We start from the raw sequence: 18,568 nt of genomic DNA on the forward strand, positions 1-18,568 counted from the left end.
CGTTTCGGCATACAGAATCAGCCCGGAAAACATACATCAGGATCAAAGGAATTTCCGGCGAATTCGCTTTATTTGCAGAAATTTCCCCTCTTCCGGTTGCGGAAAGTGCCATGCCGGTGTATGTTGAATTCCCGCAGATTCCAAGGAGGTGAAAATGGGGCGGACGGACATTCATGGCGTACTTTCCTTTGAGTGCAACTACTGGAGTTTTCAGCAGGAGGAGGAGCCGCCGGTCTACCCATTCTGCGAGGAGGAGGTGGAGCGGGTCTCTCCCTACCGGATGGAGATGCACCGTGTCTCCTATCTGCTGTTTTCCGTCATGCTGTCGGGGCAGATCCACTACGTTGTGGAGGGGAAGGATTACATCCTGCATGCAGGGGAGGCGATGGTGATTCCGATGGATTCGCTCTACATGCAGGAGTCCTTCACCACCGGGCCGTATGTGAAGCAGGTGCTGGAAATTCGCGGCTCTCTGGTCAAGGCGTACGCGGCAGGACTCCGGCTGGATACGGTCCGGCAGTTTCGCCTCCCGGACCCGGAGGAGATCTGCCGCCGCCTGCGCCGGATGGGGAAACTCCTCCGGACCAATCACCCCGGCGATGAACCGGAATTGATCGGGCAGACCCACTATCTCATGAGTTATTTCGCCCATGCGGGTCAGCCGATGCCGGCGCTTCCGCCGCTGTTCTACCGGATTCGGGAGGAGATCGAAAATCTGCTGGACCGGCCGTTTTCGGTTGCGGAACTTGTCCGTCGGACCGGAGTTTCCCATTCGACGATGGACCGGTTGATGCGCCGCTTTCAGGGGGTGTCATGCCGGGAATACTATCTGCGCCGCAAGATGCTTGCCGCGGAATATCTGCTGAAAAACACGGAGCTCTCCATCAAGGAGATCGCCTATCGCCTCGGCTGTTCTTCGCCGTTTCATTTCTCGAATCTGTTCCGGGAGCGCCGCGGGCTCTCTCCCAGCAATTTCCGCGAGAGATCCCTGAAGAATGTGCAGATCTTTTCCGCGCAGGAGAAGGTTCCGGAGACGCCTCATCCCCCGGAGACGTGTTGATTCTTCCTGCCTGTCTCGAAGAAAGTCCCTCCGGAGGATGGTGGCAGACTCCGGCTGTTTCATTTGTTTCAGAATGTATCAAAAAAATTTCTTGAAAAGTGGCCTCCCCCCATTGCTTTCTTCCGCGATTTTTGCTATAATTAATGGCAGAACCGGAGTGGTTGAACAGAGAAGGAGAAAGGATATGGTCCCAACGGATTGCCGCAGATTTACGCTGATTGAACTTCTGATCGTTATTGCGATCATCGCGATTCTGGCCGCCATGCTGCTGCCCGCGTTGAACCGGGCGCGGGAGGCGGCGAAGGAGACCAGCTGCATCAGCAATTTGAAGCAGCTGGGAACCGCGACCTCGATGTACTGCTCCGACTTCCGGGATCAACTGCCCAAGGTCATCAACAACAAGGGGAATCTGCTCCGCGACTATCTTGCCCGCTATCTGGGAATTCCGGAGTCGGAACCGTCGATGAAGGGGGTGATGTTCTGCCCCGCGTATCAGGATGTGCCGAAGGAGAACGAGGACACCGTCTATCTCTCCTCCTATCAGGTAACCTGGTCCTGTGCCCCCAAAGTGGATGGGTTCAGCTGGGAATATCGGACGGATACCGCTGATTACCAGAGCATGCGCGGCGGAAATCTGTCAAAACTGGCTCCCCGTGTTGTGCTGATGTCGAACTTTCCGCCGGAATATGTTTCATGGAAACAGGCGATTCTGGCCCCGAATCCCATATCGGATGATCAGATGAGAGCCACCGAGATACTGACCAATCTTTTTGTCCACAACCGGAAGGCGCCGTTCCTGTTTGCCTCCGGTGCCGTGGCGTCCCGCCCCTGGCCGGTTACGCTCAAATGGATTGACTTCAACGGCGGCTCCGGGTGGTCGTTCGACTTGAATCGGTAAAAGTCTTCTGCCGGATCATCATAACGAAGGAGAAAAAATCATGGCAAAGAAAAGATGTTATCTTGCCGCCCTTGCCGGATGGATTGCAATTCCGCTCTTCGCGGCGGAGAATCTGGCGCCGCAGGAGCTGAACCGGTATGGGCGCTCTAACGTGGTTGTCAAAGAGGGAGAATTTCTGTATCACGCCGCGCCCGGCAAGTGGAGCTGCGTCACGTGGAAAACGCCGTTGAAGAAGGGATATTACGGATATTCGCTCGAATATCGCGGCGTCGGCGCGGTACCGCCGCAGACGGTGCTGAAAACCGCGGTGAAACCGGAGGTGCAGCCGGAGCAATACCGCCGCGGCTGGGATGTTGCCGAATTCTCCGAAGCATGGAAGCGTGTCACCGGAGTTTTCTACATGCCCGCCGATGGAACGGCCCGGATGGATGCCTATGTCGAGTGCAAGGCGCCAGCCTCCGTCATGGTCCGGAATATCAAACTCTTCCCGCTCGCGGAGAAGGAACAGGCTTCCGTCAAAGTGGAAACCTCTCCCGACCTCGTGTTGCAGTGGAAACTTCTGTGGCGCTTCCGCAACAGTGCCTCGCTTCTGGAACTGATTCCGGCGGAGGATCACATTGAGGGAGGGTATGCGGTAAAACTGACGCCGGAAAAGGGGGTTCGCGCCGGTGTGGAGAGCGTCTGTCTCCCGGCGGAGGGAAACCGGAACTACCGGGCTTCGGTCTGGCTGAAGGCGGACCGGGAATTGCCGGTTATTTTTACGGCGGACGGCTGGGTCTCCGGCGAGAAGCACTTCTACCGGTTCCGAAAGGTGCTGGTGACCCCGGAGTGGCAGCGTTACACCTTTGAGTTCAAGACCCCGGAACTCGGCCGCTTCCGCGGCGTACTACGCATCCAGATCACCCCGGCGGGCGATTGCAACTGGCTCCAGATCAAGGATGCCGCACTGAAGATGGAGAATGTAAAATGAGAAAACAACTGTTGTGGAGCCTCCTTCTGCTCGGGGGCGTCGTATCGGCGGGTAATCTGTTGCCAGACGCGAGTTTCGAGCTCGGCGGGACCGATTACGATGCGCGGCGGTTTGCCGATATCACCGATCCTCGTCAGCTGCGGAACATCCCCCCGGTCGCCGATCCGGAACAGCCGGTTCACGGTAACGTGTCACTGCGGTTCGACAATCCATATCGGGTGCCGCTCGGGTTCCGTTCGCCGGACATTGCACTGCGCGACGACACAGCCTACACCTTTTCGTTCTATGCCCGCAGCAGCAAACCGGTGAAACTGCGCGCGCTGATCTTCTCGGTCATCACCCGGGACGAGACCCGGCGGAACGGCGAGTGGGACAACGGCAACCGGAAGTTTTTCACTCTGGGGAAGGAGTGGCAGCGTTATTCGATCACTTTCACGCCGAAGAAGGGATTCCGCTGGTATTTCATGGATCTGTTATGGGGAGAAGGCTCCGACGCCACGGTGTGGATCGATGCGATGATGCTTTCGCCCGGGAAGACGCTGCTGCCGTTCGCGCCGAAGGGCGAAGTGGAGTTTGCCCTCGATTCGCCGCGCCACTGCCGGATCGACGGGGAGCCGCCGCTTGTCTGCACGCTGAGCGGAATCAATTATGGGACGAAGGAGGCCGAGGCGGAGGTGATTCTGCGGGAGTTTGACGACTATCGGGGAACAAAACTTGCCGAACGGCGCTGGAAGGGGAAACTCCCGCCCGGCGGCGAAGTGGTGCGGCAGAAGTTGCCGGTGGAGCGGGAGGAGTACGGCGTCTATTCGCTCCGCGGCGAGTTCCGCACCGCGTCGGGGGAGAAGGGAACACTCTGGCCCTGCTGTTTCGCGGTGACCGGGAAATATCAGCCCGGAACGGTGGACCCCGCGAAGGACTTCCTGCTGGGGAGCGAGGAGAGTTTCGGATTCGAATACCCCGACATCAACGGCGGTCGGGCGTGGTACCATCTGAAAGGAGCTGATTTTTCGGAGTACAGCCGGCTTTCCGTCAATCGCGGGGTGCGTCTGCTGCGGCTCGGCAACGGCGCCTGGCGGGCGTTTGAGTGGAAGAGCGTCGAGCCGGAACGGGGCAAGTTCGACTTCCGGCGGGCGGACTATCTGGTGGATCATGCCCGGAAGCAGAACTGTTTCATTCTGGGGGTGCTCGGCAACAATCTGCTGAAGCGCCATCTGCCGGAATGGGCTTTGAAGCGTGGCAAATTGAGTGAGACCTTCAAAATTCACGGGCATCCGGCCGTCCTGCCGGATTTCGAAGACTGGCGGCGTTATGTGGCAACCACGGTACGCCACTTCAAGGGGCGGATTTTCTACTGGGAGATTTTGAACGAAGCGAATCTCACCACCACGCCGGAGGACTACGTGAAACTCCTGAAGATCGCCTTCGAGGAGTGCCGCAAGATCGATCCTTCAATCAAGGTGGTCGCTCCGAACGTCACCGGCGACCACGGCGGCGAGATGGGGGTGTTTCTGGAACGGTTCGGCAAGGCGGGCGGATTTCAGTACACCGACATCGTCTCGTTTCATCCCTACTCCTCGCGGGAGGAGGGGTCGCCGAACCCGTCGCGGACGGCGATCGATTCGATCCGCCGGACCATCGCCTCGTTCCGTCAGGGGTTGCCGCTCTGGAACACCGAACTTTACTACCTCTATGACAATCCGCCGCATCCGGTCGATGCCAGCAAGGGGCGCGCGTTTCACTTCATCCGGCGGATGCTGGTCGATCTGGGGGAGGGAGTGCGGCAGGAGACATTGCTGCCGGACAGCATGTTCTTCCGCCGGGACCGCCATCCCGGTTACGGTTACGCGGTGAGCCGGGTGGTGCGGCACCTGATTCCGTCGGAGCACTATGTCGCGGGCAACGCCTTTGCCCGCTTCCTGGAGGGGGCGGTGCCGGTGACGCGGCTGGAGACGCCGCGTGGCGTTACGCTCTACGTCTACCGGCAGCGGGACGGGAAGCCGATTGCCGCGCTGTGGAACTATGCGCCCGGGCTGGAATTTGACATCGCACTGCCGGGGGCGGATGAGGTGGAACTCTTCGACCTCTTCGGCAATCCGGTCAAATGGAACCCGAAACTTCGCGTGCCGCGCGACCCGCTCTACATCAAGGGGAAAAAGGATGTGGATGCACTGGTTCAGGCGTTGAAAAAGTGCCGGATTGTGTCGGAGACGGGGTACCGGATCACCCGGGCCGGATATTTCGTCAAAGAGGGAGTGCCGGCGGTTGCGGTGGAGTTTCGCAGTTACCGTTCGGAGCTGCAGAATCTCCGGGTGCGGCTCGTCTCCGCACCGGGAGCGAAGGCGGCATCGCCCGGCTCCTCTCCGCTGCGGCTCGAGCCGGGGAAAACCGCGGTCATTCTGCTGCCGGTTGCGGTTTCGGACGGGACCCGTCTTCCGGCAGGAACGGTGAAGGTGATGGTGTACGACGGCACGAGGACACAGACGGTTTCGCTGCCGGTGGAAGCGGTTTCTCTGCTGCGGGGCGGGGCGACAGTGCACCTCGGCACGCCGGACCGGCTGACCTTCGGGAAGGTGCCGGAGTATGATCCTGAGAATTCCTCGATGGAGTTTTCCGCAGCGGCGGATGAGCAATATTTCCATCTCTGCTTCGAGGTGAAGGATTCCCGCCGGGGGCGGCATCTGCCGTCGACGCCGTGGGAGATGGATGGGCTGGAGCTCTTCTTCGACCGCGCGCCGCTCTCTGACATGGAGCGGCGGGAGTACACCCGTAACGTGTTCCGGCTGTTCCTCTGTCCGGCGGCGGAGGGGCATCCGGCATTTCTGAAAGGGCAGGGCAAGGTGGATATTGCGGCACTGCGCTGGCAGGTGCGTGACACGGCGGAGGGGTATAGTGCCACCCTGGCAATTCCGTGGACGGAACTGCGCCTCGCTCCGGGTTCTCCGGTGCGGTTCGACGTCGCGCTCGACGATAACGACGGCGCCGGGCGGCTCACCCAGCTCACCTGGAGCGGCACCCGGAAGAACCACCTCTACCGGAACGGCTTCGGCATCTGGTTCCGCTGAAGTGAGCCTTCCGGCGGAATGGCCGCGCTCAGTCGGTGAACAGCCGGAGGCCGGCGAACATGTTGTGCAGTTTTTCGGCTTCAAACGGCAGATATTCCGCGATGGTGAAGCCGACTACGTCGGAGTGGTCGGCGATGCCGTGCAGCACCGCGGTCAGTTTTTCCAGCGTCATTCTGCCGCCGCCGGAACCGTCTCCGGTGAGTTCCGGATTGGCGAAGTAGGTGGCGCGAAAGAGATGCTCATCGAGCACATCGACATCGAAATGGATCAGAATGTGTTCGAAACGATCCAGAAAGTTCCTGATTTCGCCGTCGGAGACGAATTCATCCCGCTGGATTTTGTAGGAGACTCCGGCGCCGTTCAGAAAGTTTTCCTGATAGGAGTGGAGCGGCTGCAATCCGACGTACAGAATCTCATCCGCCCGGAACCGGCGGTGTTTCAGCATGCCGGCCAGCTGGGGCGCGCCGTTCCCCATGAGGGAGCCCAACACCATGGCGTGCGCGTTGGGGTAGCCGTCATTCGGCGTGGAGACATCCGGATGAGCGTCGATCCAGACGATGCCGGTGTTCTCATACCGGCCGTGCAGATAGTCGAACGGCGCCAGGGAAACCATGCAGTTCCCGCCGATGGTGATGATGCGGTCCGGCTGTTCGGCCGCGATTTTTCTCTGCGCATCCGCGATGCCTGCCAACACCTCCGCTTCTGCATAGAGGCCGTGGCGGATGGGTTTCTCTTTTCCGTCAGGCGGGGCGATCGAAACTTTGACCAGAGGCTGGCGGCGGTTTTCCGGCAGGATGGCGGCCATCAGAGCGGCTCCGAGATAGTAGGTTTCCAGACCGCCGCTGACGTAGTCCGGATAGAGTAAGCGAATGGTTTTCATGCTGCACCTCAAAGTTGTTGCCGCCGGTCGTCGACAGCTCCCCCGCTTCGGCGGCAATGGGAGAACTCGCAGGAAGGAAAACTACATCGAAAACCCGGTCCCGTCAAGTTGCAATCGGAGCGAAATCGAACGATTTCCGGGGCTGGCTGCTTTCACTCCCGGGGCAGGAAGTCGGCGTTGAGGTCCGGCGCGTGGATCCGGCCGAACTCCTCCGCCGGGAAGAACTCCGTGTCGAATGCGATCGTGCGGGCAGGACTCTGCTCCTCCGCCTCGGCGATGAGTTCGCGGACGGCGGCGCGGGTCATCTCCTCCGAAGGCGCCAGTATCGCGCCGGTGAGCCCCGGCTGCCGGGTGTGCCAGCTCCACGGGTTGAAGAAACCGACCGCATCCGGTTGATAGCCGGGCAGCTCCGCAGCGCGCCGCAGAAAGCGGATCAGCTTGTAGTTGCCGTAGATCAGCACCGCTTCAGGACGCCGTTCGGCGTGACTGGCCATCTCGTCGAGCGTACCGGCCGGGAGGCACTCCGGCTCCACCCCGGCGGCGAGACAGCTGTCGCGGAAGAGCGCCAACAGCCGGGCATGGAGCAGACTGGTGGAAGGATGGAGCAGAAAGGTGATCCTTCTGCGCCCGCGTGCGGCAAGGTGGCGGACCGCCGCCGGAATCGTCCGGGAGTAGTCCGCATAGACTGCGCTGAACCCCTCCTTTGACGGAGTGTCGAAGAGCATGACCGGGAACTTCCGCTTCGCCAGAACCCGTCCGACGGCGTGTTCGCCCGCCGCCTCGGTCGTGAGGATGCCATCCACCCGTGAGGCGAGAAAATTCTTCACGCCGTCGGCGACACGCTCCGGCTGCGACCCGGTCAATTCCAGCAGGAGCCGGTAGCCGGCGCGGGAGGCCTCCATCATCGCGGTTTCCGCCAGGGCGGCGTAGTACTGGTTGGTGATGCATCCGGTCAGCAGTCCGAGGGTCCGGGTTTTCCCCTGCCGGAGGGCGCGGGAGATGGCCGACGGCTGATAGCCCAGCTCCGCCGCCGCCTTCCGCACCCGTTCTGCCCGTTCGCGGGCGTCTTTCCGCACGCCGAGTGTCCGGCCGGAGAGCGCCCGCATCGCGGTCTTTTCCGGAACGCCGGCGCGCGCCGCCACCTCTTTGATCGTCACCATGAAGAAAATTCCTCGCTTTTTTCTACTATAACTGTCTTGGGAGTAATTTGCAAATTTTTCCAGAAAATTCGCACTTCTCCTTGCATTTTTTCGTGAGAAGGAGTACAATTAATTGTCAATCGAAGACAGTTAATGGCGAAGGAGCGAGACATGGCGTTTGATTTGGGGCGGATTCTCCGGAGCAGTCCGGAGGCGGTCGGCGGCGGGAAACTCTCCCCGCGTGCCTGGTTTTTTCATTTTTCCGACGAGGCGGAGGCCCGGCGGGGAGGGGAGGGAACTCTGCGCCTCCTGCTGGATGGCGAGTGGGAGTTCCGTTTCTTTTCCTCTCCCGACGAGGTGAACGGCGACCATCTGCCCGGTGCCGCGGGCGCGTGGGAGAAAATCACTGTCCCCGGATGCTGGGATATGCAGGGGTACGGCCACCCGCACTACACCAACATCGTCATGCCGTTCGACGAACTGCCCCCCGATCCGCCGAAGAAAAATCCGACCGGCGTCTACCGCCGGAACTTCCGGATTCCGGAGGAGTGGCTCGACCGGCGTCTGGTGCTTCGCTTCGACGGGGTGGAGAACTTCTTTGCGGTGTTTCTCAACGGTGAGGCGGTGGGGTTCTCCAAGGACTCCCGGGGGGCGTCGGAGTTCGATCTCTCCGGCCGGGTGCACGCCGGGGAGAATCTGCTTTCGGTGGTGGTGAGCCAGTTCTCCGACGCAAGCTACGTCGAGGATCAGGACCAGTGGTGGCATGCCGGAATCGTCCGCAGCGTTTCGCTTCACGCCATGCCGAAGAATCACATCGAGGATTTCTTCGCCGCCGCCACGCTGGATGAGTCGCTGCGGACCGGACTGCTCGATCTGGAGCTCATCGCCGGACTGGATGTCGCCGGCGGCTTTTCCGGGAAGAGCGACGGCATGACCGAGGTCGGCGCCACCGAACCGCAGGCGGGATGGTTCTTCCGGGTGAAACTCTATGACGGCACCGGGCGCGAAGTCCTCTCCTCCGAGAGCGCCGTCGCCGCCCGGAAAGGGTTCAAAGGGTATTTCAACCTCAAGGACCCGCGCCGCTTCTACTCCCGGCTCCGGCTGGAACTGCCGGGCGCGCGCCACTGGAGCGCCGAAGATCCCTTCCTCTACCGGCTGACGGTGACGCTCTGCCACCGGGTGCGGGGCGAGGTGGATTTCTCCGGCTGCCGGGTGGGATTCCGCCGGGTGGAGGTGGCCCATCGCGAACTGCGGATCAACGGCAAACCGGTGCTGATCTGCGGCGTCAACCGCCACGAACACGATCCGCACACCGGCCGGACCCTCACGCTCGAAACCATGCGGCGGGACGTCGAACTTATGAAGCGCTTCAACGTCAACGCCGTCCGCACCAGCCACTATCCGGACGCCCCGGAGTTTTACGAGCTCTGCGACGAATACGGCCTCTACGTTTTCGACGAGGCGAACATCGAGAACCACGCCTTCTTCTACGATCTGTGCATGAATCCGGCGTGGGCCTTCCCCTACATGGACCGGGCGATCCATCTGGTCACGCGCGACCGGAACCACCCCTCGGTGATCGTCTGGTCGCTCGGCAACGAGTCGGGAATCGGCCCCAATCACGCGGCGGCGGCGGCGTGGATTCGCCGGGTCGATCCATCGCGGGTCTTCCTCTGCGAGCGGGCGATCTATTCGCAGGAGGGGGGCTGGCTGCCCAATCTCAACCGCGAACTTACCGACATCATTGCGCCGATGTATCCGGATGTGCGGACCATCATCAACTGGGCCTCCTATCCGACCGACGACGAACGGCCGATGATTCTCTGTGAATTCTCCCACGCGATGGGCAACAGCAACGGCTCTCTTGCGGACTATTTCGCCGCCTTCCGCCGCTGTCATGGACTTCAGGGCGGCTTCATCTGGGAGTGGATCGACCACGGTATCGCCCGGAAGGACGATTCCGGGCGGGAGTACTGGGTGTACGGCGGCGACTTCGGCGACGAACCGAACGACTCCAACTTTGTGACCGACGGGCTGGTGTTTCCGGACAGAACGCCGCACCCCGGCCTGTACGAATTCAAAAAACTGGCCCAGCCGGCGGAGTTCCGCGCGGTCGATCCCGCTTCGGGGTTGATCGCCATCGTCAACCATCGCTGTTTCACCGACCTCTCCGACTGCGAACTCGAATGGGAGGTGACCGTCGACGGCCGGAGCGTCGCGGCGGGGAGGGCGGCACTGCCGCCGCACGAACCGGAGAACTTCATCCCCGACTTCGCCGGGGCCGAGCGGCACGACATCTTCAACGAGGAGCCGCACAACTGGTTTGCGATGAAACTGCCGGTCCGGGAGCCGGCCGGCCTGCGGGCGGGGGAGGAGTGTTTTCTCAATCTGCGGCTGGTTCTGCGCGAGGCGAATTGCTGGGCGGAGGCCGGGCATGTGGTGGCGTCCGAACAGTTCGCGCTGCCCTTCCGCTCCTTCGCCGCGCCTGCGGCGGTCGCCGGGATTCCGGTGGAACCGGTCTTCGACGACGACGGACGCTTTTCGCTCACCTGCCGCGACGAGAGGCTGATCGAACGCGGACCGGCGTTCAATGTGATCCGGGCGACGACCGACAACGACTGCATCCGGCGGGAATTCGGCAACCCGGAGTTCCCGTGGCGACCGGCGAACCGCTGGCTTCAGGCGGGGTATTTCGATTTCCGGCGGGAATCGTGTGAAAGCCGGGCGATTCCGGGAGGCAGGGAGACGGTGAGCAGTTACGCAACGCCGGGAGGGAAGCGGATCCGCTTTTCCGAACGTGTCCGGGTCACGGAGGGGAACTGGATCGAAGTGGAGAACCGTTTCGAGTTGGAGGAGGGGATCGACGATCTGCCGCGGCTCGGCGTGGAGCTGGAACTGCCCGGACTCTTCGAGACGGTCGAATACTTCGGGCGCGGGCCGCACGAGAACTACATCGACCGCTGCGCCGCCGCTGAAGTCGGACTTTACCGCACCACGATCGATGCGATGCATGTGCCCTACATCATGCCGCAGGAGAACGGTCACCGCACCGGTGTGCGGCGTCTGAAACTCGGCGGGGCGAAGCTCCGGTATGCGCTGGAGTTCCTCGCGCCGGCGCCGATGGAGTTCTCCATCGGGCGGTATCCGATCGGGGAACTCCAGACGAAACGGCACGAGCATGAGTTGCGCGACTCCGGGAAGGTGTGGCTTCACCTCGATCTGCGGCAGCGCGGCGTCGGCACCGCCAGCTGTGGACCGGATACGCTGCCGCAGTACCGGATTCCGGCGGGCGATTATCACTTCCGCTGCCTGCTGCGGGTGACCGAAGCGTGAGCGAAAAAAACGCTCCGCGCTCCCCGGAAACAGGGGGCGCGAAGCGGAGTTGGTGAACGGAACATTCCCGCTCAGAAGCGGAAGTCGCGCTTGCCGGCGTGCATTTCCTGCAGATGCTCCTTCGCGATGGCCCGGACCTTTTCGTTCGGGATGCGGAGCAGTTCCGCGGCGATGACCGCTTCGCCCTTCTTCCGGGTGTCGGGGGAGGCGTAGTCCTCCAGATACTCGTTGAGGGTCATCAGCGCGTTCGGCTGACAGCAGTTGGCGATCTGCCCGGACTTCACCAGGTGCATGAAGCGGTCGCCGGTGCGTCCTTCGCGGTAGCAGGCGGTGCAGAAGCTCGGGATGTAGCCGAGTTCGAGCAGCCAGTTGACCACCTGATCGAGGGTGCGGTTGTCGGAGACGTCGAACTGAGCGGAGTTCTCCTCCTCGGTCTCCTGCTTGACGTAGCCGCCGACGCTGGTGCGCGACCCGCCGGAGATCTGGGAGACGCCGAGCTTGAGCACCCGTTCGCGCGCCGCTTTCGATTCGCGGGTGGAGATGATGAGCCCGGTGTAGGGAACCGCGATGCGGAGCACCGCGACGATCTTCTCGAAGATTTCGTCGGAGATGGCGTTGGAGAAGTTCTCCGGATTGATGTCGTCGGCGTGGCGGATGCGCGGCACGCTGATCGTATGGGGCCCGACCCCCTTGGCCGCTTCGAGGTGTTCCGCGTGCATCAGCAGCCCGACGAAGTCGTAGCGGTAGAGGTTCAGCCCGAAGAGGACGCCGCAGCCGACGTCGTCGATGCCGCCCTCCATCGCGCGGTCCATCGCCTCGGTGTGGTAGGCGTAGTCATGTTTCGGGCCGGTCGGATGCAGCTCCTCGTAGGCCTTCTTGTTGTAGGTCTCCTGGAAGAGGATGTAGGTGCCGATGCCGGCCTCCTTGAGTTTGCGGTAGTTCTCGACGGTGGTGGCGGCGATGTTGACGTTGACCCGGCGGATGGCGCCGTTCTTGTGCTTGATGCTGTAGATGGTCTTGATGCTTTCGAGGACGTATTCGATCGGGTTGTTCTTCGGGTCCTCGCCGGTTTCGAGTGCGAGCCGCTTGTGCCCCATGTCCTGCAGGGCGATCACTTCGGCGCGGATCTCATCCTGGGTGAGCTTCTTGCGGCGGATGTGGGTGTTCGAGCGGTGATAGGGGCAGTAGGTGCAGCCGTTGATGCAGTAGTTCGAGAGGTAGAGCGGAGCGAACATCACGATCCGGTTGCCGTAGAATTTCTGCTTGATCTCCATGGCGAGGTGGCGGATCCGCTCATTTTCTTCGGGCAGTTCGCATTCGAGGAGGACGGCGGCTTCGCGGTGGCTGAGCCCTTTGCACTCCTTCGCCTTTTCGAGGATGGAGTCGACCAGTTCCCGGTTGTTTTTGTTGGCGGCGGCGTAGGCGAGCGTCTGCTGGATCTCGTCGTCGTCGATGAATTCGGTCGCAACGGATGATTTCGGGTTGTACATATCTTTTCTCCTGGTTGGTTGATTCCGATTATTTCGCCGAGTCTCCGGGCAGTCGGGAGTAGAGGGTTTTGACGCTGATACCCTTGACCATGCCGAGTTTGCCGGAGAGCGAACTGATGACGTCGTTGGGGGCGTCGATCACGAGACTGATGATGCAGACGTTCTGTTTCCGGTAGGGGATGCCCATGCGTCCGACGATGTAGGGAACGTATTCGTGAAGGATGCGGTTGATCTTTTCGGAGGCTTCGGTATCCTCCACGATGATGCCGATGAGGGCGATTCTGCTTTCCATGGCGCTCGAACTCCTGCACAAAAAAATCCCCGGCGCGCCTGAAATGCAGTAGCGCGCCGGGGATGTCATGCGAACCCGGCCGGTTGCCGCCTTCAGGATCGGGAGAATTTCTCCCTCGCCGTTGGAACGTTTCAAACCATTGATCTCCCCGGGCGCCGGGCCGGAGCCTTCTGCCGCGGGATTTTTTCTCTTCTTATAGTATAATTCAGAATTCTGTTTTTACAAGTTTTTTTGAGAATTATTCTTGAGTTTTATTCTCTTTCTCAGAACGAGTGGAGGAGGAAATGAAATTTTTTTCCCGGACAGCAAAGTTTGCGTGCAGATGCAGGGCGATCCGGATTCTCTCCCGGTCCACCGAGTAGAATTCACCCGGCAGAATCACTTTGATCGCTTTGAACTGCACCTCATACGCGGCATCGCGGGGAACGAAGCGGGAGAGATCTTCCATTCTCACCACTTTCCGGCCCAGTACATTGGCCAGCCGTTCCGCTTCGGCGAAGAGTTTGCGTGCGGCGCGGGGGTATAAGCGGTCCAGCTCCGGCTGCGGATTTTTCAATCCGAAATAGATTGCACCGAACCGGCCGTCGCGCGAAGCGCCGCAGAAAGGCGTCAGCCCCGCCTCCCGGCCGCAGTCGAGCAGACGAACCGCCAGCTCCTCGTCCGGCGGCAGCGTGAGAAGCAGGAGTTTGGTCACGTTGGGCTCAAAGGGAGTCTCCGCCGCCCGGTAATCGCTGAAGTTGTCCGTGCCGTAGTTGACGGAGATCACGTCGCAACTTACGCCGGGGAAGTCGCGACGGACTTTTTCACTAAACGTTTTTTTCTGTTTTCGTGCGGAGCAGGAATCAGGGGCGGATTTCAATCCGTTTCAAAATCCGGCATTCTCCTTTTTTCAGCGAAAGGTGGAATTTCGAATTGGTTCCAACTGTCTTCCCGTTCTGAAGATCGACCGTTTTGCAGTTTTCCCCCGGATTGATTTCATAGAGGCCGTCTTCCGGAGCGCAGATGCTGAGATAATTTCCCCGTCTCTGCACGTAGGCCGGGCGGTCCGTATACAGATGCACTCCCGCATATGCCGCAAAGGCACGGTAGAGTTCCGGCGGAACGGCGGTGGTGCCGCAGAACAGCGCGGGAACTCTGCCCGGCCGGAGGAGAATGGCCGGGGCTCCGCTGCGGTATTCCGCGAGAACGAGGTCGCCTTCCTGCGGCACGGGAGAGAGTACCGGATTGCCGGTTTCCTCCATTTTTCCGCTCCCGGCGGGAGCCAGACCGAATTGTATCCCGGCGGGTGTCGGACGGATGGCGAAGGATTCATTTTCCAGTTGTCGAACCTGGAATCCGGTCGTTTGTTCGACCGTGCCGGTTGAGAATTGCCCGGTAGAGAGATCGAGCCAGCCCGGTGCCCAGCACCAGAAGGTCGGTGTGTGCTTCGCGGTTGCCCGGAGCTGCCGCCGTTGTTGCCCGGTCAGAGCCCACGCGGAGGTGATGATGTTAAGTTCGGAACGAACTTTGCCGGCCAGCAGATCATCCAGCAGATATTGACCGGTGGAGGCTCCGGTGCGTGCCCGTGCCGCACGGCCGTTTTTGATCAGCGGATAGGAAACGGCGGAGTTGTAGTTCCGTCGGAATCCGGCGGGGGAGAGATAGAGCAGGGAGGTTTCATCGACGATCTCGGCAACCTGAGGAACGATGGGGATCTGCTGATCCCGCATTTCCGCATCGAGTGAATCGGTTTCCCGCATCAGCTTCCAGAGTTCCGGGTCGGAGAACCATCCCGCGCCGAAAAGATCCATCCACCAGATGCCGAAGCCGTGAAAGGTCGCAAAAGCCAGATTGCGGCGCAGGAGAAAGAGGCTTTCGGTAAGCGTCATTGCGCCGTTTTTCCAACCCGGTGCCCGGTTGCCGTTCCGGTATGCGGTGTGAGTGCTGGTGTCGTCTTCGTTCAACCAGAGCTTTCCGGCCAGCAGAATGGAATCCGCCGCGGTCATCGTCGTACTGCCGCCGCCGAGTTGACGGTCGAGATAGGAAATCGGACCGGCGAGCAGGTCGACATCCGGCGATGCCAGCACCCGGCGCAGGGCGTAATGGCCCGAACAGGCCGGACTGTTCGCAATTGCGGAAAATTCCGAAAGATATCCGTAAAAGAGAATGCACAGCCGCCGTTTCCCCGTCTCTTCACGCACCGTTCGCGCCATCGTGAGCACCGTATCGGCCATCTCCTTCTGGAGGAAGAAATGGAAGTCGATCAGCGGGGCGTCTTGCCGGGGGGAGAGCAGAGAATTCTGCCGCTCCTTCTGCCGGTATGCCGGGGAAGGAATCTCCGCGTTTTCCGGAGAGATATCCGGCTGCTGCCAGGCGCGTTGCAGGGCGTCTGCTGTTTTGTACTTTTCAGTCAGGTACTTGCGCCAGGCCCGGCGGGTCGCTTCGTCGTATCCGCTTAAGATTCTGCGCTGGGAGCGGTAGTAAAACCATTCATGGGTGTTGCCGCCGGTGGGGTGATAGCCCGCCATGTTGTCGGGAAAATTCTTTTCGCAGTAACGGATTGCTCCGCGCAGGACCTCCGCCGCGTCCCGCCGGTAGCGGAGCGAGGAGATGGAGGGATATCCTCCATTGCCTCCGGAGGTGAATTTCATCATCTCCCCGGGATAGCGCTTTTTCCACCATTCCGGAGGGGTGCGCAAATCGATGCGCGGAATCAGCTGCGCTTTCGGATTCTCTTTCAGAATGATGCGGCAGATCCGGTCGAGCACGGAGTAGTCGCTGTTGCCGTCGGCATCCGGCCAGAGATTGTCGATGGGGAAGGTGACGAAGTGAATGCCGGATTCGGCGGCGAGTTTCACCTGGGTCCGGAGCGTGGTCCCGGGATAGGTCAACGCCTGAGGAACCGCCGTCTGGTGATAGAGGGAGGAGGTTAAATTCTGTTCCCGGTCCGCACGGGCGCGGCAGAGGACAACGTAGTCCCGGTTTTTTTCCACCGGGATTCCGTAGAGGATCAGGTGGAACTCCCCAAGCTTTCCGGAGGGATCCCCGGGCGAGGCAATTCGCAGCGTTCCGCCGGGAATCCCCGGGGCAGGGTGGTTGGAGATCGTGGCGGGTATCGGCATCTTTTTGCCATTCTTCCATTTCCCGGTACACCAGAAACTGATATCCGGATCGATCTTTTCGCCGTCGAAGCGGTAGCGTTTGACGGTGCGGCCGGTTGTGACATCGCGCACTTCAATCCGGGAGAACCGAATTTCCTCCGGTTTCCGTTGAAACGCCAGACTGAAGAAACGCAGGTGCAGCGCCGCATTGTCACAGCTTTTCAGAATGGAGAAGCGGAGCGTGAAATCACTCCATTGCGGTCTGACCGTGGCGATCTCCTGCGCTGTTTTGCTGACATAGACCATCCGGGCGGAAACGGGAACGCCGTCTTTCCGAATCACCGGAAGACCTTGACGGCCATCCACCTGGAATTCGGCGCCGCGGCAGAACAGCGAAGAGAAGAAAAGAAGAGTGAGCAGGTATTTCATCGGGAGGCCTTTCACTGGTTCAGTTGGGTCATGCCGTCCTGCGCATAGGCGTAACGGATCTGATTGGTGGTGTCGGTGTAGAGCTGGCCGAAGGAGAGTGTCGCCGCATGACCGTCAACGAACCCTGCGGTGGTTCTCTCGGCGTGGATCAGGTGAATGCGCCGCTCATGCGCCTGATAGGTGTAAAAGAAACTGCTGCCGCCGCCGCCGTTCTGATAGCCGGTCCACGGCTTCTGGTGTCCTCCGCGGGCGCTGTCGGCGATCAGTAGAAAACGCGAGGGAGAGCTGACGCGGCCCGGAATGAGAAATCCCCAGGTGTTGTTGCGGGAGACATCGAAGCAGGAACCGACTCCGTTTGCCGTCAGAAGATCGGTTTCCATGTAATGGGCGATCCGTTCCATGCCGTAGGAGACCTGATCGTCGGAGAAGGAGAGCAGATCCTTCGGTGCGTACTGGTTGGAGGGACAGACCAGCATGGCCGGTTTCAGGTAGCCGAGGTTTTCCGGCCGGTTCCCGGTCACCAGCAGATTGTACCAGCACTTGGCGTCTTTGGTGATTCCGGCAATCATGCCGTAGTCGTTGTCATATTGAAGCAGCGCCAGCATGCACTCCTTCTTCTGGTTCAGACAGGTAATTGTCCTGCCCCGTTCGCGCGCTTTGTTCAACGCCGGGAGCAACATGGCCGCGAGGATGGCGATGATCGCAATAACGACGAGGAGTTCAATCAAGGTAAAAATTTCTCTTCGTGCGGACAGGCTTTTACTTCTCATATGCGTTCTCCTTCTGGGGTGAGATTGTTTTCACCGAACTGCGAACAAAGATTTTTTGCGGCTCTATAAGCTGAATTTGCTGTTCCGGATTCCGGATCAATTCTTCAACGGCGTCGAGTATCGTGTCCATGTAGTGGGCAAGATCGACGCCGACGCAGGTCAGGGGAGGAAGGAAATATTGACTTGCGTTGAGTCCCTCGGTGCCGATTACGCTGATGTCGTCGGGCGTCTGGTATCCCGCCGCGGCCAGGGCGCAGATCGCCGTTTTCGCCGAGCAGTCGCAGAGCGTGGAAAGGGCGGTGAAGTCGGGTTTCTTATGCTTGAGAAAGTTGATGAGAAACGGATATACTTTCTCGCCGGCGTTTTCCCCGTTCTGTACTGCCGCATCGAGCAGACGAACCTTTGCCCCGAGCAGTTCTGCTGTTTTCAGAAAACCCGCCGCCCGCTGGTTCATGCACCAGTTGTGCGGCTGGGAAAAGAGCAGGGCAAGTTTCCGGTGACCGTTGCGGATCAGATATTCGGCGGCCAGCATGCCCCCTTCGAAATAGGAGGCGGAGACAAAATTGAGATTCAGCTCTCCGTACTGGTGGTTGATGATCAGAATCGGAATCCGGGAGTTCTGAATCTGATCGATATCCTCCGCCGTCAGCGGACTCGGCGGCGAAATCAGAATCGCCTTGAGATTTTCCTGCTGCCGGATCGACCGGAAGGAGGCGCGGAACGAGTGGGTGAGGGGAAGAATCCGCAGATTGCGCCGCGCCGCGCGCCGTTTCAGACACTCCTGCTGTTCCATCCGGACCGTGGAGGGCCAGTTGCTGGTGATGAGCGCGATCGCCTGGGAGTCCGCCTCTTCACAGAGATAGGTGTACAGTCCGTCGGAACGCTTGCGGAGCAACCCCTCTTCCCGCAGCCGCCCGAGTGTCCGGTCGATCAGCAGCTGACTCACACAGTAGGAACGCATCAAAGCGCGGATCGACTGGAGCCGGGTGTCGGGCGGCATCCTGGTAATGTCCTGCTTCATCTGCAGATAGAGCTGTTCCGATTTTTCCGAAGCCATATTTCCCTTTGCACTTGTCCCTTCAATTTCAAGTATAGTGTATTGATACATTCATGTCAAGATGTATTAAATAAAAAAGATGATTTTTGCCGGAATGTTTTTTACAAT

At 60.2% G+C, this 18,568-nt stretch carries 13 protein-coding genes; 5 read left to right on the forward strand and 8 right to left on the reverse strand.

The window, feature by feature from the left end:
* Positions 1 to 154 precede the first annotated feature (154 nt).
* The 4 genes from ACMLHG_RS16350 (at position 155) to ACMLHG_RS16365 (ending at position 5,990) form a co-directional block, all read left to right on the forward strand.
* Positions 155 to 1,060: an AraC family transcriptional regulator gene (locus ACMLHG_RS16350; RefSeq protein ID WP_417171168.1), complete on the forward strand. Its 906-nt coding sequence runs from the start codon at positions 155 to 157 to the stop codon at positions 1,058 to 1,060.
* 184 nt (positions 1,061 to 1,244) lie between these two features.
* Positions 1,245 to 1,958 (forward strand): DUF1559 domain-containing protein, encoded by a 714-nt coding sequence (locus tag ACMLHG_RS16355; RefSeq protein WP_417171169.1) that lies wholly within the window; start codon positions 1,245 to 1,247, stop codon positions 1,956 to 1,958.
* A 40-nt stretch (positions 1,959 to 1,998) separates the two neighbouring features.
* Complete coding sequence (locus ACMLHG_RS16360) at positions 1,999 to 2,928, forward strand: hypothetical protein (RefSeq protein ID WP_417171170.1); 930 nt, start codon at positions 1,999 to 2,001, stop codon at positions 2,926 to 2,928.
* Positions 2,925 to 5,990: a sugar-binding protein gene (locus ACMLHG_RS16365; RefSeq protein WP_417171171.1), complete on the forward strand. Its 3,066-nt coding sequence runs from the start codon at positions 2,925 to 2,927 to the stop codon at positions 5,988 to 5,990. The genes ACMLHG_RS16360 and ACMLHG_RS16365 overlap by 4 nt, the downstream gene beginning before the upstream one ends.
* Positions 5,991 to 6,018: 28 nt before the next feature.
* Here the strand turns inward: ACMLHG_RS16365 and ACMLHG_RS16370 are convergent, their stop codons facing one another.
* Complete coding sequence (locus ACMLHG_RS16370; RefSeq protein WP_294433836.1) at positions 6,019 to 6,870, reverse strand: arginase family protein; 852 nt, start codon at positions 6,868 to 6,870, stop codon at positions 6,019 to 6,021.
* 152 nt (positions 6,871 to 7,022) lie between these two features.
* Positions 7,023 to 8,030 (reverse strand): LacI family DNA-binding transcriptional regulator, encoded by a 1,008-nt coding sequence (locus tag ACMLHG_RS16375; protein WP_417171172.1) that lies wholly within the window; start codon positions 8,028 to 8,030, stop codon positions 7,023 to 7,025.
* A 150-nt stretch (positions 8,031 to 8,180) separates the two neighbouring features.
* Here ACMLHG_RS16375 and ACMLHG_RS16380 point away from each other — a divergent pair, with 150 nt between their 5' ends.
* Positions 8,181 to 11,342: a glycoside hydrolase family 2 TIM barrel-domain containing protein gene (locus ACMLHG_RS16380; protein ID WP_417171173.1), complete on the forward strand. Its 3,162-nt coding sequence runs from the start codon at positions 8,181 to 8,183 to the stop codon at positions 11,340 to 11,342.
* A 71-nt stretch (positions 11,343 to 11,413) separates the two neighbouring features.
* Here ACMLHG_RS16380 and hydG read toward each other — a convergent pair whose 3' ends face one another.
* From hydG to ACMLHG_RS16410, 6 genes are all read right to left on the reverse strand, one after another.
* Positions 11,414 to 12,832 (reverse strand): [FeFe] hydrogenase H-cluster radical SAM maturase HydG, encoded by a 1,419-nt coding sequence (hydG, locus tag ACMLHG_RS16385; RefSeq protein ID WP_295807694.1) that lies wholly within the window; start codon positions 12,830 to 12,832, stop codon positions 11,414 to 11,416.
* 28 nt (positions 12,833 to 12,860) lie between these two features.
* Entirely contained in the window at positions 12,861 to 13,124 is a 264-nt protein-coding gene (locus tag ACMLHG_RS16390) for a TM1266 family iron-only hydrogenase system putative regulator (protein ID WP_294433845.1), read from the reverse strand.
* Between the two features lie 238 nt (positions 13,125 to 13,362).
* Positions 13,363 to 13,890, reverse strand: a complete 528-nt coding sequence (locus ACMLHG_RS16395) for a hypothetical protein (protein ID WP_417171174.1) — start codon at positions 13,888 to 13,890, stop codon at positions 13,363 to 13,365.
* A gap of 76 nt (positions 13,891 to 13,966) precedes the next feature.
* Entirely contained in the window at positions 13,967 to 16,633 is a 2,667-nt protein-coding gene (locus ACMLHG_RS16400) for a beta-galactosidase (protein ID WP_417171175.1), read from the reverse strand.
* An 11-nt stretch (positions 16,634 to 16,644) separates the two neighbouring features.
* The gene (locus ACMLHG_RS16405; RefSeq protein WP_295807700.1) at positions 16,645 to 17,403 is read right to left on the reverse strand and encodes a prepilin-type N-terminal cleavage/methylation domain-containing protein; all 759 of its coding nucleotides are present in this window, start codon (positions 17,401 to 17,403) and stop codon (positions 16,645 to 16,647) included.
* Positions 17,393 to 18,460: a substrate-binding domain-containing protein gene (locus tag ACMLHG_RS16410; RefSeq protein ID WP_417171176.1), complete on the reverse strand. Its 1,068-nt coding sequence runs from the start codon at positions 18,458 to 18,460 to the stop codon at positions 17,393 to 17,395. Before ACMLHG_RS16410 ends, ACMLHG_RS16405 begins: the two co-directional genes overlap by 11 nt.
* Positions 18,461 to 18,568 lie beyond the last annotated feature (108 nt).

Origin of the sequence: Victivallis sp., from assembly GCF_048170485.1 — a bacterium.
Lineage (GTDB): Bacteria > Verrucomicrobiota > Lentisphaeria > Victivallales > Victivallaceae > Victivallis.

What these genes read in the sequence shown, in the direction of transcription:
- ACMLHG_RS16360 (WP_417171170.1), top strand. Translation starts at nt 1,999, where the DNA reads ATGGCAAAGAAAAGATGTTATCTTGCCGCCCTTGCCGGATGGATTGCA.
- ACMLHG_RS16410 (WP_417171176.1), bottom strand. Translation starts at nt 18,460, where the DNA reads ATGGCTTCGGAAAAATCGGAACAGCTCTATCTGCAGATGAAGCAGGAC.
- hydG (WP_295807694.1), bottom strand. Translation starts at nt 12,832, where the DNA reads ATGTACAACCCGAAATCATCCGTTGCGACCGAATTCATCGACGACGAC.
- ACMLHG_RS16390 (WP_294433845.1), bottom strand. Translation starts at nt 13,124, where the DNA reads ATGGAAAGCAGAATCGCCCTCATCGGCATCATCGTGGAGGATACCGAA.
- ACMLHG_RS16365 (WP_417171171.1), top strand. Translation starts at nt 2,925, where the DNA reads ATGAGAAAACAACTGTTGTGGAGCCTCCTTCTGCTCGGGGGCGTCGTA.
- ACMLHG_RS16375 (WP_417171172.1), bottom strand. Translation starts at nt 8,030, where the DNA reads ATGGTGACGATCAAAGAGGTGGCGGCGCGCGCCGGCGTTCCGGAAAAG.
- ACMLHG_RS16350 (WP_417171168.1), top strand. Translation starts at nt 155, where the DNA reads ATGGGGCGGACGGACATTCATGGCGTACTTTCCTTTGAGTGCAACTAC.
- ACMLHG_RS16370 (WP_294433836.1), bottom strand. Translation starts at nt 6,870, where the DNA reads ATGAAAACCATTCGCTTACTCTATCCGGACTACGTCAGCGGCGGTCTG.
- ACMLHG_RS16405 (WP_295807700.1), bottom strand. Translation starts at nt 17,403, where the DNA reads ATGAGAAGTAAAAGCCTGTCCGCACGAAGAGAAATTTTTACCTTGATT.
- ACMLHG_RS16355 (WP_417171169.1), top strand. Translation starts at nt 1,245, where the DNA reads ATGGTCCCAACGGATTGCCGCAGATTTACGCTGATTGAACTTCTGATC.
- ACMLHG_RS16400 (WP_417171175.1), bottom strand. Translation starts at nt 16,633, where the DNA reads ATGAAATACCTGCTCACTCTTCTTTTCTTCTCTTCGCTGTTCTGCCGC.
- ACMLHG_RS16380 (WP_417171173.1), top strand. Translation starts at nt 8,181, where the DNA reads ATGGCGTTTGATTTGGGGCGGATTCTCCGGAGCAGTCCGGAGGCGGTC.